The following is a 15,097-nucleotide window of genomic DNA, read 5'->3' as shown; positions in this document are numbered from 1 at the left end:
CGGTCGGTGCGGCCCCGTGACCGGGTGCCGGGTGCCCGCGTCCGGGGTGGGGGCGGTGCCGTTCACGTGACCGGTTGCCGGGCGCCCGCACCGCCGTGCCGGGCCGCGCCGAGCAGCCCCCGTACCGTGGTGAGCCAGCCGAGGGCGACGATCGCGGCCGCCACGCTGAGGCCGAGCGTGCCGTTCAGCGGCAGCAGGATGCCGATCGCGCCGCCGATCACCCACGCCACCTGCAGCAGCGTCTCGGACCGCGCGAACGCCGACGTACGGACCAGTTCCGGGACATCCCGCTGGATCAGCGCGTCCAGGGACAGCTTGGCGAGGGCCTGCGCGAACCCGGCCACCGCGGCCAGACATGCGACCAGGACCGCTCCGAAGAACACCGCCGCGGTGATCGCCGCCCCCAGTACGAACGCCACCACCGTCACGATGATGACCTCGGGAGCGCGCGATTTCAGCCAGGCGCCGACCGCCGTGCCGAGGGCGTTGCCCGCGCCCGCGGACACGCCGACGATCCCCAGCGAGACCGCCGCGCTCTCGCCGGTGAGCGGGTGTTCGCGCAGCAGGAACGCCAGGAAGAAGATTAGGAACCCGGACAGGCAGCGCAGGGCGGCGTTGGCGGCGAGCGCGTGCGTGACGGCCGTACCGACCGTGCGCAGCCCCGGGCGGCGGGCGGTCTTCCGCAGGTGGGGTCCGTGCAGGTGCTCCTCGTCCGACGCCAGCAGCGCCTTGTCCTCGCCTCTCGCCGAGTCGACCTTGGGCGGCAGCGAGAACGACAGGAACATGCCCGCGACGAAGATCACGAAGGCGCCGTACAGCGGCCAGCGCGCGCCGAGCGCCTGCAGGCCCGCCCCGATCGGCGCGGCGACCCCGGTGGCCAGCAGTCCGCCCAGGGTGACCCGCGAGTTGGCCTTCACCAGGGAGAAGCCGGGTGGCAGGAGCCGGGGCACCACGGCGCTGCGCACCACGCCGTACGCCTTCGAGGAGACCAGTACGCCGAGCGCCGCGGGGTACAGCTCGATGCTGCCGGTCACCACCGCGCCCGACAGCAGCAGCGCGAGCAGTGCCCGGGCGCCCATCGCGCCGGCCATGGCGGCGCGGCGGCCGTGCGGCAGGCGGTCCAGGAGCGGGCCGATCACGGGTGCGAGCAGGGTGAAGGGCGCCATGGTGATGGCGAGGTAGAGGGCGACGCGGCCGCGGGCCTCGTCCGTGGGGACCGAGAAGAACACGGTGGAGGCCAGGGCCACGGTGATCATGACGTCGCCCGCGCCGTTCACCCCGTGCAGTTCGATCAGTTTGCCGAGGCCCGACTCGCCCGCGCCGTGCGCGTGGGTCGCCTTGCGGATGCCGCGGGCCGTTCCCGTCACGGGGAAGTGCAGGGCACGGCCGACCGCGCGGACGGACCCGCTCATCCGGCCCGATCCGCCACTTCGGATGTTCCCCTTGGCCGCGCCGGTTCCGGCGGTTCCCTGGGGCGACCTCGCGGCTGCCACCCCGTCATAGTGCCCCGAGAACGGCGAAGGTAGCGCGGTTACCGCGCGTATGGGCCTGTACGGCGGTCCGCGGGCGCCGCGTTCCGGCGGGGGCGGAGGGCGTACAGGCCCGGAAACAGGGCGGTGTGGGGCCTGCCGGTGGGCCGCGGCGGGGCGGGAGCGGGCCGGAAAATTGGTGCCGGGAGGGGGCGGGGTGAGGGTGCGGGCGCGCTGGAGAACGGGGCGGGGAGCGGGTGCGGGGTACGCGGGGTGAGCCGGCCCGCGCCAACCCGGCCGCACGCCGGTGTGGGCCCAGGGGCCGGGAGAAGGTAGCGTGCGTAGCGCGCCAGCGGCGGTTGTTCTCGGCCGCGCGCCTCTCGGCCATCCCGCAGAATGGATGGCGTAGGTGCGCCCGAGTGCGACAGGGCGCGGACGTCGACGCGGCCCTTCGGTCCGCTCCGTCCGCACCTCCGCCGGGTACCGGCGCACCCGTGACGGCGTAGGAGAGAAGCGATACCTGTGAGCGCGACAACGCGAAGCCGCACCCCCGACCGTCTGTGCGCCGAGGCCGTGGGTCTCGCCCGTGCCGCCGCCGAGGAGGCCGCCGCACCGGGCGTCGTCGGTGAGCATGTGGGGCTGGTCTCCGAGGGGGACCGCGTTGTCACCCACTTCTTCGAGTGCGAGGACTGGGCATACCGCGGGTGGCGCTGGGCCGTCACCGTGGCGCGGGCTTCCCGGGCCAAGGTCGTGACGCTGGACGAGACGGTGCTGCTGCCCGGTTCGGACGCGCTGCTCGCGCCTGAGTGGGTGCCGTGGAGCGAGCGGCTGCGGCCCGGGGACATGGGCCCGGGGGATCTGCTGCCGACCGAGGCGGACGATCTGCGGCTGGAGCCCGGGTTCTCCGGCGAGGACGAGCCGCTGCCGAACTCGGTGGTCTCGGACGAGATGGCGGAGCTGGTCGAGGCGGAGGACGCGGAGGTCGCGGGCGGGGCGCCCGCGAGCCTGCCGGTGGTTCCCGCGCGCGGTTCGATCACGTCGGTGGCGGAGGAGCTGGGGCTGCGGCGGGCGCGGGTGCTGTCCCGGTACGGGCTGCATGTCGCCGCCGATCGCTGGGAGGAGGCCTACGGGCCGAAGACCGCGATGGCGCAGGCGGCGCCGGCGGCGTGCGTCAGCTGTGGCTTCCTGAACCGGATCGGGGGCTCGCTCGGTCAGGCGTTCGGGGTCTGTGCGAATGAGTTCTCGCCGGCGGACGGGCGGGTCGTGTCGCTGGCGTACGGGTGCGGGGGGCATTCGGAGGCTGCCGTGATGCCGAAGCCGCCGCGGCCGGCTCCGCCGGTGATCGACGAGACGCGGGTGGATCCGTTCCCGCTGCGGCCGTCGCCGGACTCCGGGTCGGTGCCGGTGGCCGCGGACGACACGTCGGCGGAGCTCGGGCACTCCTAGGGTCGCTGACCGGCGTGGGGTGCCCTCGGCTTCGGTGGGGCGCCTCGGCTCCGGTTGGGGCGCCTTGGCTTCGGTGGGTGGGTCGGGGCCGCGCCGGTACATCCGCCCGTTGCATGCCGGGCGCGTACGTGAGTTGCGGGGGTGGGCCGGGGCCGGCTGCCCGGCCTGCAACGGGCATCTGATGTACCGGCACGGCCCCTTCCGTGCGAGAGCGAGTGCGGGTGCGCGGGGATCGCCGTCCCGGCCTCGGCTGCGGCGCCGGGTGTTACCCGGGTGTCGGTGGTGACCTCGGGGGTAGGGCGTCAGGACGAGCAGGACGCCGGACGGGGTGATCGCGTCCGCGCGGTACCTTCGTGCGGCGGCCGGTCCCGCGCTCGCGGCCGCGCCACACGAGAGGGAGAGTGAACCGTGAGCAAGTTCGTGCGGCCGGCAGCCGAGGGTGCGGACCCGTTCGGGACCGCGCGCCTGCGGCGCGGAGTGCTGGACGCCTGGGCCACCAGCGCGGCCCGCTTCCGTGAGGACGCCAACGCCGAGGAGGACCTGGCCCTCGGCGGCTACCGGGACAGACTCGTCGTCGAACTCGCGCAGAACGCCGCCGACGCCGCGGCCAGGGCGGGAACGCCGGGACACCTGCGGCTCACCCTCCGCGACGGGGTGCTCGCCGCCGCCAACACCGGCGCCCCCCTCGACGCGACCGGCGTCGAGTCGCTCTCCACGCTGCGCGCCTCCGCCAAGCGGGACGCGCACGACACGGCCGTCGGCCGCTTCGGCGTCGGTTTCGCCGCCGTGCTCGCGGTGACCGACGAGCCGGCCGTCCTCGGCCGGCACGGCGGGGTCCGCTGGTCCCTGGCCGAGGCCCGCGAGCTGGCGGGGGAGACGGCCCGGCACAGCCCGGGGCTCGGCGACGAGATCCGCCGCCGGGACGGCCATGTGCCGCTGCTGCGGCTCCCGTTCGCCGCCGAGGGCTCCGCCCCCGACCCGTACGACACCGTCGTCGTCCTGCCGCTGCGCGACGCCGCCGCCGAGGACCTCGCCGAGCGGCTGCTGCGGGGCATCGACGACGCGCTGCTGCTCGCCCTGCCCGGCCTCGCGGAGGTCGTCGTCGAGATGGGCGACGGGGACGTCCGTACCCTGCGGCGCCGTGCCGACGAGGACGGTGTGACCGTCGAGGACTCCCGCGACGGCACCACCCGCTGGCGCACCGTCGCCCGCCACGGCGGCCTGGAACCCGCGCTGCTGGCCGACCGCCCCGTCGAGGAGCGGCTGCGTCCGCACTGGTCGGTGACCTGGGCGGTGCCCGTCGACTCCGACGGCGGCCCGGCCCGCCCCCGCACCAGCCCCGTCGTGCACGCGCCGACCCCCAGCGACGAGCCCCTCGGCGTCCCCGCGCTGCTCATCGCCTCCCTCCCGCTCGACACCACCCGGCGGCACGCCGCCCCCGGCCCGCTGACCGCCTTCCTGGTGGAGCGGGCGGCGGACGCGTACGCCGAACTCCTCGCCGCCTGGCGCCCGGTGGGCCCCGGCATCATCGACCTCGTACCGGGCCCGCTCGGCAGGGGCGAGCTGGACGGGGCGCTGCGGCAGGCGATCCTCGACCGGCTGCCGCGCACCGCCTTCCTGCCGCCGGCGGTCGAGGCGGACGTCGCGGAGTCCCCGGCCGACTGGGCCGATCCGGGTGCCGAGGAGACCGCGGCCCCGTCCGTCGCACTGCGGCCCCGGGACGCCGAGGTCGTCGAGGGCGCGGGCGCCGACACCGTGCGCGTGCTCGCCGAGGTGCTGCCCAGCCTGCTGCCGGCCGGCCTCGAACGCCGGGTGGAGCTGCGCACGCTGGGTGTGGCCCGGGTGCCGCTCACGGAGGCCGTGGACCGGCTGGCGGGTCTGGAGAAGGAACCCGGCTGGTGGCGGCGGCTCTACGACAGCCTGGCGGGCGTCGACCCGGACCGGCTCTCGGGACTTCCCGTGCCGCTCGCGGACGGCCGGACGACCATCGGGCCCCGCCAGGTGCTGCTGCCGTCCGGCGGCGGGGCGCAGGTGGCTCCCGAGGCGCTGGCGCGGCTCGGGCTCAAGGTCGCCCACCCGGACGCCGCCCACCCGCTGCTGGAGAAGCTCGGCGCGCTGCCCGCCACGCCCCGCGCCGTCCTCACCACTCCCCAGGTGCGTGCCGCGGTGGCCGCGTCGCTGGACGACGAGGGGGGCTGGGACCTGGCGGGCCCGGACGCCGAGGAGCTGGCCGAGACCGTGCTCGCGCTCGTCCGCGACGCCGCCCTCGACCCCGGTGACGAGCCGTGGCTGGGTGCCCTCGCCCTGCCCGACGAGGACGGCGAACTGGCGCCCGCCGGTGAACTGGTCCTCCCGGGCAGCCCGTTCGCCCAGGTCATGCGGGAGGGCGAACTCGCCTTCGTGGACGCCGAACTCGCCGGGCGCTGGGGCGAGCAGCCGCTCGCGGCGTGCGGCGTGCTCGCCGGGTTCGCCCTGGTCCGCGCCACCGACGTGGTACTGGACCCGGACGAACTGGAGCCGCGCGACGGCGACTTCGCCGAGCCGGACGACGCCGGGCTGCTCGACGCCGTCGACGTGTGGTGCGAGGACGTCCTGGACCAGCTGCCCGACACGCCCGTGCCGCCGGTCGCCACCGAGCTGGTCGCCGTACGGGATCTGGACCTGGTGGACGACGAGCGCTGGCCGCAGGCGCTGGCCCTGCTCTCGCGGCCGCCGCTGCGGGACGCGCTCACCCAGCCGGTACGGATCCTGCTGCCGGACGGCACCCACGAGATCGTGCGGCCGTACACCGCCTGGTGGCTGCGTGGTCACCCGGTGCTCGACGGGCGCCGTCCGGCGGGTCTGCGGTCCGCGGGCGGCGACCCGCTGCTGCACGGCCTGTACGAGGAGGCCGACGCGAGCGGCTTCGACGACGAGCAGGTCCTGCGGGCGCTGGGGGTACGGACGTCGGTGGCGGCCCTGCTCGACGAGCCGGGCGGTGCGGCCGAACTTCTCGACCGGCTCGCCGACCCGGAGCGCGAGGTGTCCGCCGCCCAGCTGCACGCCCTCTACGGCGCTCTGGCCGAGCTGGACCCGGAGAGGGTGACGCTGCCGGAGGAGCTGCGGGCCGTCGTCGACGGGCGGGTGACGGTCGTGGACGCGGCGGACGCGGTGGTCGTCGACTCACCCGATCTGCTGCCCTTCACGGCCGGCATGCCGCTGCTGCCCGTCCGGCCGGCCTTGGCCGCGGAACTCGCCGAGCTGTTCCAGGTACGGCGGCTGAGCGAGTCGGTGACCGGTGAGGTGACGTCCGAGGGGACCGAGCACGACGTGCCGGAGTCCGTGCGGGTGCTGCTGGGTCCGTCCGCTCCGGCGTCGTACGTCGAGCACGGGGAGCTGGTGGTCGACGGCACGGAACTGGACTGGCGGCGCACCCGGGACGGGGTGCTGCACGCGTCCACCCTGGAGGGCGTGGCGGCCGGACTCGCCTGGGCGGCCCGCCAGTGGCCGCGGCGCTTCGAGGTGGCGGCGCTGCTGGAGGATCCGTCCCGCACGGACGAGCTGGCGCGGGACCGCTGGTTCGACTGACCGGGCCGGGGTCGCGTGCCCGAGGGCGCGTGACCCCGGAGGGTGCCGTGCGCGTGACGTGGGCCACAAGGGTTGTCAAATGTTCAGACGACGTACAACCTTTCGTCGCCGTCGCGAATCTGATCACGCGAGTCCTTCGGACTCCTCGATCATTCGGGCACCTTGCGGCCGCGACGGACCGCGGTGCCCCTCTCCTCATGGGGAACTACATGCGCATTCGTGCCACTGTGGCCGCCGTCACCGGCGCCCTGGCCTTCGCCGCCCTTGCCGTCCCGGCAGCCCAGGCTGACGCCGGCGTCCAGAACGTGGACAAGCCGAGCGCCGCCGAGCGCTTCGGCTCCTCCGCCTCCGCGCGGTCGACCTTCACCGCCACCGCCGTGCCGACCGTGTCCAACGTGACGGTCAACGCCGGCAAGGACATCGTGGTCGGCACCACGAACCTCAAGACCGTCACCGTCTCGCTGACCGCCAGCCACGCCTCCGGCGTGGCGGACGCCTACATCGACCTCTGGCACGGCAGCGACCTCGACAATGTCGACGGTTACCTCGGCCCGGACCAGGAGGCCGCGACCTGCACGGCGTCCAGCGCCACCACGTCGACCTGCAAGCTGACGATCACGGCCGACCCGCAGGGCGAGCCCGGTGAGAACGGCCTGTACGCCAACGCGCTCGCCGGTTCCTGGCACGTGACCGCCGCCGTCCTCGCCAATGACGGCAGCGAGTACTGGGACGACTTCCGCACCACCCACAAGGTGCAGCGTCTGTCCAAGCTCACCGTCAACGCCTCCCCGGAGCCCGTCAAGAAGGGCCGGACCATCACGGTCACCGGCGCCCTGACCCGCGCCAACTGGGACACGCACAAGTACGCCGGCTACACCGCCCAGTCCGTCCAGCTGCAGTTCCGCAAGAAGGGCACGGACACCTACACCACCGTCAAGTCGGTGACCTCGTCCTCCACGGGCGCCCTGAAGACCACCGTCACGGCCGCCACCGACGGCTACTTCCGCTACAACTTCGCGGGCACCTCGACCACCCCGGCCGTCAAGGCCACGGGTGACTTCGTCGACGTGCAGTAAATCCTGACTCCCGCGAGGGAGTTCACGCCGGGAAGCGGCGGTCGACCCATTTCCACAGGAACTCCAGGACGGCCGCCGCCACCGCCGCGATGCCCACGGCGATCCACGGCACCACCGAGCCCACCAGCCTCAGCGCGAAGAAGTGCTGGAGCCCGGGCACGACGAGCACCAGCACGAACGCCCCCGCCATCGCCGCCACCAGGCAGACCCGCCACCAGGTGTAGGGCCGGGCGATGATCGCCAGCACCCACATGGAGATCAGGAAGAGCGTCAGGGTCGCCGCGCTCGTCTCCGCGGCCAGCGCGTCCTCCCCGCGGTAGTGGTGGCGGGCGATCAGATACGTCACGAAGGTGGCGACCGCGGCCAGCACCCCGCCCGGGATCGAGTACCGCATCACGCGCCGCACGAAGTGCGGTCTGGCCCGCTCCCCGTTCGGGGCGAGCGCGAGGAAGAACGCCGGCACGCCGATCGTCAGGGTCGAGAGCAGCGTCAGGTGGCGCGGCAGGAACGGGTACTCCACCTGCCAGCACACCACCAGCACCGCCAGCAGCACCGAGTAGACCGTCTTCACCAGGAAGAGCGTCGCGACCCGGGTGATGTTGCCGATGACCCGGCGCCCCTCCGCCACCACCGAGGGAAGCGCCGCGAAGCTGTTGTCGAGCAGCACGATCTGCGCCACGGCCCGGGTCGCCTCCGAACCGGAGCCCATGCTCACCCCGATGTCGGCGTCCTTGAGGGCCAGCACGTCGTTCACGCCGTCCCCGGTCATCGCCACGGTGTGGCCGCGTGACTGGAGCGCGCCGACCATCTCGCGCTTCTGCTGCGGGGTGACCCGCCCGAACACCGTGCCCTCGTCGAGCGCCTCCGCCATCCGTCCGCGCTCCGCCGGGAGCCGGCGCGCGTCCACCGTCTCGCCGCTGAGCCCCAGCTTCGCGGCCACCGCGCCGACGGAGACCGCGTTGTCGCCGGAGATCACCTTGGCCCGCACGTCCTGCTCGGCGAAGTACCGCAGCGTGTCCGCCGCGTCCGGGCGCAGCCGCTGCTCCAGCACGACCAGGGCGGTGGGCCGCACGCCCTCCGTGACCCGGGCGTCCTCCAGGTCGCGGGAGGTCCGGACGAGCAGCAGTACCCGCAGCCCCTGCTCGTTGAGCCGCTCCGTCTCGTCGAGCGCCGGATCCTGCGGCGACAGCAGCACGTCCGGGGCGCCGAGCAGCCAGGTGCTGCTCCCGCCGTCGCCCTCGCTGAAGGTCGCGCCGCTGTACTTGCGGGCCGAGGAGAAGGGCAGCGACTCGGTGCAGCGCCACTCCTCGCTGTCCGGGTAGGCGGCGACGACGGCCCGCAGGGAGGCGTTCGGGCGCGGGTCGGACTCGCCGAGCGCGCCGAGCACCTTGCGTACGTACACCTCGTCGCTGTCGCCCAGCGGACGCAGCTCGGTGACGTCCATGCCGCCCTCGGTGAGCGTGCCCGTCTTGTCGAGGCAGACGGTGTCGACGCGGGCGAGGCCCTCGATCGCCGGCAGCTCCTGGACCAGGCACTGCTTGCGGCCGAGCCGGATGACGCCGATCGCGAAGGCGACGGAGGTCAGCAGGACGAGTCCTTCCGGCACCATCGGCACGATGCCGCCGACCGTGCGCGCGACGGAGCCCTTGAAGTCGTTCTGCTTGACCACCAGCTGGCTGACGACGAGCCCGAGCGCCGTCGGGATCATCATCCACGTCACGTACTTGAGGATCGTGGAGATGCCGCTGCGCAGCTCGGAGTGGACGAGGGTGAAGCGGGACGCCTCCTCGGCCAGCTGGACCGCGTACGCCTCCCGGCCCACCTTCGTCGCCGTGAACGCGCCGCCGCCCGCGACCACGAAGCTGCCCGACATCACCTGGTCGCCCGTGTGCTTGGCGACCGGGTCGGCCTCACCGGTGAGCAGGGACTCGTCGATCTCCAGGCCCTCGGCCTCCACGCAGGTGCCGTCCACGACGATCTTGTCGCCGGGCCCGATCTCGATGACGTCGCCGAGCACGATCCGCGAGACGCTGACCTCGGCGGCCACCCCGTCCCGGCGGACCGTCGGTCTCGCCTCGCCGATCACCGCGAGGGAGTCGAGGGTCTTCTTGGCCCGCCACTCCTGGACGATGCCGATGCCGGTGTTCGCGAGGATCACGTAGCCGAAGAGGCTGTCCTGGAACGGCGCCACGAACAGCATGACGAGCCAGAGCACCCCGATGATCGCGTTGAACCGGGTGAGGACGTTGGCCCGGACGATCTCCCGCAACGAGCGGGAGCTGCGCACGGGGACGTCGTTCACCTCGCCGCGCGCGACCCGCTCGGCCACCTCGGCCCCGCTCAGCCCCCGCGCCCGTCCGGGCGGGGGCACCGGATGCACCGGGTCGAGTTCGGCGCCCGCTTCCATGTGCGTCATGCACTCGACGGTACGTGCGGACATACGGCTTCACCCGCCGAGTGCGCCAAAGATCCGACCAGGGGTGGACGGTGCCGCCGACAAGTGCTGCCGTGGGCGTACGGGACGGCTATTCCGCGGGAGCGGCGTCCCTGGCCGCGGCCTCCCGCTTGATGGCCGCGTCGCGCCTGCGGACGTACCAGATGCCGATCAGGCCGAGTCCGGCTCCGGCCAGGCACGTCCACACCCACCAGGTGTGCCCGTGCTCGTCGAACCAGCCGTAGAAGGGGAGCTGCACCAGGAAGAGGACGAACCAGAGGATCGTGCCGCCCGTGATGGTGGCGACGACGGGCCCCTCCAGGGGCTCCGGCGCCTCGTGCTTGGGGGTCCACTTGGCCATGGGCACAGCTTACGAGCCCGGCCGACGGGCTCGGCCGGGGATCGGCCCCGGCCGGCGCGGAACGGTTGCTTCCGCAGTTCACCGGGGGTCTACGCGCGGAGATAGCGATTTCCGCCTCATATGTTCATACTGAAACGGCTTGATGCTGGCTCTTTCTGTTCGTACGAAACTCCAACAGAAACGTCGACGAAACCTTCTGGTGATCAGCTGACGGCCAGACTCGGTCACGTTCCGCCGCGCGAACCCTTCCGCCATCCGGCTCCGCCCGGCGCCCGTCCTGGCCCTCCGAGGCCCCGCACGTATGAGGTCCCGCATGTCCCCGTCGGCCCCGACCACGGCCCCCACACCGGAGAAGCAGCCGTCCCCGCGGCCCGCGCACGGTGCCCTCGACCGCTACTTCAAGATCTCCGAACGGGGCTCGACCCCGGGGCGTGAGGTCCGCGGCGGTCTCGCCACCTTCTTCGCGATGGCCTACATCATCGTGCTCAACCCGATCATCCTGGGCAGCGCGAAGGACATGTACGGGCACCACCTCGACAACGGCCAGCTGGTCACCGCGACCGCCCTGACCGCGGCCTTCACCACGCTGCTCATGGGCGTCATCGGCAACGTGCCGATCGCGCTCGCCGCCGGACTCGGGGTGAACACGGTCGTCGCCCTCCAGCTCGCGCCCCGCATGTCGTGGCCGGACGCCATGGGCATGGTCGTCCTCGCGGGCTTCGTCGTGATGCTGCTGGTCGCCACCGGTCTGCGCGAGCGGGTCATGAGCGCGGTGCCGCTCGGCCTGCGCAAGGGCATCGCGATCGGCATCGGCCTGTTCATCATGCTGATCGGCCTGGTCGACTCCGGTTTCGTCTCGCGCATCCCGGACGCCGCGCAGACCACCGTGCCCCTCCAGCTCGGCGCCGACGGCCACCTCAACGGCTGGCCGGTCCTGGTCTTCGTCCTCGGCACACTGCTCACCCTCGCGCTGATCGTGCGCAAGGTGCCGGGCGCGATCCTCATCTCGATCGTCGCGATGACCGTCCTCGCGGTGATCGTCAACGCCGTCGCCGAGATCCCGTCCTGGGGTCTGACCACCCCGAAGTGGCCCGGCAACCCCGTCGCCACCCCGGACTTCGGCCTGGTCGGCAAGGTCAGCCTCTTCGGGGGCTTCGAGAAGGTCGGCGTGCTGACCGGCGTCCTGTTCGTCTTCACGGTCCTGCTGTCGTGCTTCTTCGACGCGATGGGCACGATCATGGGCGTCAGCGACGAGGCCAAGCTGACCGACGCCCAGGGCAACATGCCCGGCATCAACAAGGTCCTCTTCGTCGACGGCATCGCGGTCGCCGCGGGCGGCGCCAGCTCCTCCTCGGCCACCACCTGCTTCGTGGAGTCCACCGCCGGCGTCGGCGAGGGCGCGCGCACGGGCTTCGCCAACGTCGTCACCGGCCTGCTCTTCGCCGTGGCGCTGTTCCTGACCCCGATCGCCACGATGGTCCCGTCCCAGGCGGCCACCCCGGCCCTGCTCGCGGTCGGCTTCCTGATCCTGTCCCACTCGATCAAGGACATCGACTGGGCGGACTACACGATCGCGATCCCGGCGTTCGTGACGATGCTGATGATGCCGTTCACGTACTCGATCACGAACGGCATCGGCATGGGCTTCATCACCTTCGTGGTGCTGCGCCTCGCGGTCGGCCGGGCCCGGGAGATCCCGGTCGCGATGTACGTCGTGGCGGCGGTGTTCGGCTTCTACTACCTGATGCCGGCGCTCGGGCTGACCTGACCCGACCGGCACCGCTCCCGCGCGGCGGCGGGGTCCCCGTGACCCCGTCCCCGCGCGGCGGCGGGCTCACGTGACCCCGTAGAACTTCTCCGTCTCTTCGACGGCGGTCTGGAACCGCTCGTCGAAGTCGTCGCGAACGAGCGTCCGGACGACATAGTCCTGGACGCTCATTCCTCTTCTGGCGGCGTGGTGCTGGAGCCGGTCGAGCAGCTCCCCGTCCATCCGCAGGCTGAGCACGCTGGTCCCCATGCGGACGAGAGTCGCGGCACTCCCCGGGTGCGAGGGCCGGATTTCGTACTCGTCTCACTCGTACGAGTGACGCATGGGTTCAGTGGTCCGTTTCACGGGCAGCCAAGTGGTCTTTAGTCAGAGTAATGAGTTACGCTAAAGAACATGCCTGACCTCCCCCATGGCGACGACGCCGCCGCCGTGAACTCCCTGCGATCCGCCGTGATGCGCCTGTCGCGCCGGCTCAAGCACCAGCGGGTCGACGAGTCGCTGAGCCCCACCGAGATGTCGGTGCTCGGCACCCTCGCCCGCTGCGGCTCGGCCACCCCGGGCGAGCTGGCCCGCAAGGAGCACGTCCAGCCGCCCTCGATGACCCGCATCGTCGCGCTGCTCGAGGCCAAGGGACTGGTCAGGCTGGAGCCGCACCCCGAGGACCGGCGCCAGAAGGTCGTCACGCAGACCGAGCAGGCCGAGGCCATGCTCGAGGAGAGCCGCCGCCGGCGGAACGCGTGGCTGGCCGGACTGGTCGCCGCCCTCGACGAGGACGAGCGCGCCAAGCTCCGCGCCGCCGCCCCCGTCCTGGAGAAGCTCGCGCACCTGTGACCCGCCGCATCCGCCGGCCACCGACGTCGAACCACCCCGCCCGAGGAGGCGAACGCTGTTGAGTTCGGGACCCGGAGCAGACTCCGCCCCCGCACCAGCCACCCACGACACCCCGCCCGACTCCGGGACCGCCAGGTCCTCGATGTTCAGCTCGCTGAGGATCCGCAACTACCGCCTGTTCTTCACCGGCCAGGTCGTCTCCAACACCGGCACCTGGATGCAGCGCATCGCCCAGGACTGGCTGGTGCTCAGCCTGACCGGCTCCTCCGCCGCGGTCGGCATCACCACCGCGCTCCAGTTCCTGCCCATGCTGCTCTTCGGGCTGTACGGCGGCGTCCTGGTCGACCGGCTGCCCAAGCGCCCGGTCCTGCTCGCCACCCAGACGGCGATGGGCCTCACCGGCCTCGCCCTCGCCCTCCTGACCCTCTCAGGACACGTCCAGGTCTGGCACGTCTACGTGGCGGCCTTCGCCGTCGGCCTCGCCACCGTCGTCGACAACCCGGCCCGCCAGTCCTTCGTCGCCGAGATGGTCGGCCCCGGCCAGCTGCAGAACGCGGTCAGCCTGAACTCCGCGAACTTCCAGTCCGCCCGCCTCGTCGGTCCCGCCGTCGCGGGCCTGATGATCACCGGTGTGGGCACCGGCTGGGCGTTCCTGTGCAACGGCCTGTCCTTCGTCGCGCCGGTCGTCAGCCTCCTGCTCATGCGCGGCCGCGACCTGCACCAGGCCCGGCGCACCCCGCGCGGCAAGGGCCAGCTCCGCGAGGGCCTCAGCTACGTGGCGAGCCGCCCGGAGCTGATCTGGCCGATCGTCCTCGTCGGCTTCATCGGCACCTTCGGCTTCAACTTCCCGGTCTGGCTCTCCGCCTACGCCGACGACGTCTTCCACGCGGGCGCCGGTGCCTACAGCCTCTTCAACACCCTGATGGCGCTCGGCTCCCTGGCCGGCGCGCTGCTCGCCGCCCGCCGCGGCACGGCCCGGCTGCGCGTGCTGAGCGGCGCGGCCCTGGCCTTCGGCGTGCTGGAGGTGGCGGCGGCCCTCGCCCCGTCCCTGTGGCTGTTCTCCCTGCTGATGGTCCCGATCGGCGTCTTCGGCCTGACCGTCAACGTCACCGCGAACACGGCGGTCCAGATGGCCACCGACCCCGCCATGCGCGGCCGGGTCATGGCGCTGTTCATGATGGTCTTCATGGGCGGTACGCCGCTGGGCGCGCCCCTCGTCGGCTGGGTCACGGACGCCTACGGCCCACGCGTCGGCTTCGCGCTCGGCGGGGTGGTGTCGGCGCTCGCCGCGGCCACCGTGGGACTGGTCCTGGCCCGCGTCGGCGGCCTGCGCCTGTCCGTCGGCTGGCACCGCGGCCACCCCCAGGTCCGCTTCGTACCGAAGGAGCGGCTCACCGCGGCCGCGTGAGCCCTCCGCCGCGGACGCCCGCCGCCACCCGGACCCGGGTCGCCCGGCCCCGGGCCGGCCGGGCGAGGCGGCGTCCACGGCGGAGGCCGCTCGCCACGTGCTCCGTTCCCTGCCAGGGTGACCACATGAGACTCTTCGCGGCGGTGCTCCCACCCGAGGACGCGGTGCGGGAACTCGCCGCCGCCGTGGACGGGTTGCGGCGGCTGCCCGGCGCGGACGCGCTGCGCTGGACCGGCCGCCCCGGCTGGCACTTCACCCTCGCCTTCTACGGCGAGGTGGCGGACGACGTCGTCCCGGAGCTCTCCGAGCGGCTGGCGCGCGCCGCCCGCCGCACCGAACCGTTCCCGCTCGCCCTGCGCGGCGGCGGCCACTTCGGCGGCCGGGCACTGTGGACGGGCGCCGCGGGGGACGTCGGCGCGCTGCGGCTGCTGGCCGGGCGTGCCGCGGCCGCGGCGAGGAAGGCGGGCGTGCCGACGGAGGAGCACCGCCGGTACCGGCCGCATCTGACGGTGGCCCGCAGCCGCGGCACGGCCGACCTCGGCCCCTGCGTCACCGCCCTGGACGCCTTCGCCGGACGGGAGTGGACCGTGGGCGCGCTGAGCCTCGTCCGCAGCAACCTGCCGGTGTCGGGGGCGCCGGGGGAGCAGCCGCGGTACGAGACGGTCGCCCGTTGGCCCCTGGGAAAGGGCGGCTGAGGCCCCGGCGGGGGCGGGCGGCTGAGGCCCGGCGGCGGCGGC

At 73.3% G+C, this 15,097-nt stretch carries 11 protein-coding genes; 7 read left to right on the top strand and 4 right to left on the bottom strand.

The features are described 5' to 3' along the window. Positions 1-62: 62 nt before the first annotated feature. Positions 63-1,493: an MFS transporter gene (locus tag ACFYP4_RS26850; protein ID WP_358854303.1), complete on the bottom strand. Its 1,431-nt coding sequence runs from the start codon at positions 1,491-1,493 to the stop codon at positions 63-65. A gap of 498 nt (positions 1,494-1,991) precedes the next feature. Between ACFYP4_RS26850 and ACFYP4_RS26845 the strand changes: the two genes are divergently transcribed. The 3 genes from ACFYP4_RS26845 (at position 1,992) to ACFYP4_RS26835 (ending at position 7,558) form a co-directional block, all read left to right on the top strand. Next, entirely contained in the window at positions 1,992-2,915 is a 924-nt protein-coding gene (locus ACFYP4_RS26845; RefSeq protein WP_388788703.1) for a DUF3027 domain-containing protein, read from the top strand. Between the two features lie 408 nt (positions 2,916-3,323). Next, positions 3,324-6,482 carry a sacsin N-terminal ATP-binding-like domain-containing protein gene (locus ACFYP4_RS26840; protein ID WP_388788700.1) on the top strand — a complete coding sequence of 1,053 codons (3,159 nt, stop codon included), beginning with the start codon at positions 3,324-3,326 and terminating at the stop codon, positions 6,480-6,482. A 209-nt stretch (positions 6,483-6,691) separates the two neighbouring features. Then, the gene (locus ACFYP4_RS26835) at positions 6,692-7,558 is read left to right on the top strand and encodes a calcium-binding protein (RefSeq protein ID WP_358854306.1); all 867 of its coding nucleotides are present in this window, start codon (positions 6,692-6,694) and stop codon (positions 7,556-7,558) included. A 22-nt stretch (positions 7,559-7,580) separates the two neighbouring features. Here ACFYP4_RS26835 and ACFYP4_RS26830 read toward each other — a convergent pair whose 3' ends face one another. Next, on the bottom strand, positions 7,581-9,974 hold the full coding sequence (locus ACFYP4_RS26830; RefSeq protein WP_358854307.1) for an HAD-IC family P-type ATPase: 2,394 nt from the start codon (positions 9,972-9,974) through the stop codon (positions 7,581-7,583). Positions 9,975-10,083: 109 nt separating this feature from the next. Then, a complete protein-coding gene (locus ACFYP4_RS26825) occupies positions 10,084-10,353 on the bottom strand; it encodes a DUF2530 domain-containing protein (RefSeq protein ID WP_358854308.1) in 270 nt (89 codons plus the stop codon). 313 nt (positions 10,354-10,666) lie between these two features. Here ACFYP4_RS26825 and ACFYP4_RS26820 point away from each other — a divergent pair, with 313 nt between their 5' ends. Next, on the top strand, positions 10,667-12,121 hold the full coding sequence (locus ACFYP4_RS26820; protein WP_358854309.1) for an NCS2 family permease: 1,455 nt from the start codon (positions 10,667-10,669) through the stop codon (positions 12,119-12,121). Positions 12,122-12,187: 66 nt separating this feature from the next. Here the strand turns inward: ACFYP4_RS26820 and ACFYP4_RS26815 are convergent, their stop codons facing one another. Further along, positions 12,188-12,370, bottom strand: a complete 183-nt coding sequence (locus ACFYP4_RS26815; protein ID WP_388788695.1) for a ribbon-helix-helix protein, CopG family — start codon at positions 12,368-12,370, stop codon at positions 12,188-12,190. Positions 12,371-12,514: 144 nt separating this feature from the next. On the opposite strand from ACFYP4_RS26815, the gene ACFYP4_RS26810 reads away from it, so the two are divergent. From ACFYP4_RS26810 to thpR, 3 genes are all read left to right on the top strand, one after another. Further along, entirely contained in the window at positions 12,515-12,952 is a 438-nt protein-coding gene (locus ACFYP4_RS26810; RefSeq protein WP_358853977.1) for a MarR family transcriptional regulator, read from the top strand. Between the two features lie 58 nt (positions 12,953-13,010). Next, a complete protein-coding gene (locus ACFYP4_RS26805) occupies positions 13,011-14,360 on the top strand; it encodes an MFS transporter (RefSeq protein WP_358853976.1) in 1,350 nt (449 codons plus the stop codon). A gap of 125 nt (positions 14,361-14,485) precedes the next feature. After that, positions 14,486-15,055 carry an RNA 2',3'-cyclic phosphodiesterase gene (gene thpR, locus ACFYP4_RS26800; RefSeq protein ID WP_388788691.1) on the top strand — a complete coding sequence of 190 codons (570 nt, stop codon included), beginning with the start codon at positions 14,486-14,488 and terminating at the stop codon, positions 15,053-15,055. The last annotated feature ends 42 nt before the right edge of the window (positions 15,056-15,097 follow it).

The organism is Streptomyces sp. NPDC005551, assembly GCF_042871785.1.
Taxonomy (GTDB): domain Bacteria; phylum Actinomycetota; class Actinomycetes; order Streptomycetales; family Streptomycetaceae; genus Streptomyces.
The sequence above is the reverse complement of the archived record's forward strand: the minus strand, read 5'-3'. Positions and strand labels throughout refer to the sequence as shown.